The sequence below is a fragment of the Rhizobacter sp. P2_H3 genome, assembly GCF_056403355.1.
Genome location: NZ_JBFUFQ010000551.1, coordinates 1 through 540, shown reverse-complemented (window position 1 = coordinate 540; position 540 = coordinate 1). Strand labels below are relative to the sequence as shown.

General features: G+C 76.9%; 1 protein-coding gene. It reads left to right on the top strand.

The window, feature by feature from the left end; all coding sequences use genetic code 11:
• On the top strand, positions 1–401 hold a 401-nt coding region (locus AC1D1T_RS32980; protein ID WP_477993583.1), incomplete at its 5' end, for a LytR/AlgR family response regulator transcription factor.
• Positions 402–540 lie beyond the last annotated feature (139 nt).

The following is a 540-nucleotide window of genomic DNA, read 5'->3' as shown; positions in this document are numbered from 1 at the left end:
AGCCGCAGCGCCTCGCGCAGGCGCTGCAACGGCTGCGCCTGCGGCTCGGTGCGCCGCGCCCGCCGCTGCAGCCGGCGCAGTTGCTGGTGGCCGACCGCGGCCGCACGCAGGTGGTCGCGGTGGCCGATATCCTGTGGCTGGAAGCCGCCGACAACTACGTCGTGCTGCACACCCCCGATCGGGCGCCGCTGCTGCGCCGCACCCTGTCGGGCCTGCTCGCCGACCTGGGCCCCGGCTTCGCGCGCACGCACCGCGGTGCCGCGGTCGCGCTGGCCCACGTGACGCAGCTCGAACCGCTCGGCAAGGGCGATGCACGCATCACGCTGCGTGGCGGGCCCACCGCGCCGTGCACCCGCCAGTACCGCGAGGACCTGGTCGCGCGCCTGGCCGCCATGCGCTGATCCGCCTCGCCCCGCGTCCGGGGCGCTTCGTCCCGTCGCGCTGGCCGCCCGCGCCGCCTGGCCCCAGCCTTGTCGCACCGCCCCCGCGAAAGGCCTTGCCATGACGGACATGCCCACCCCACCCGCGCGCCTGCTCTAC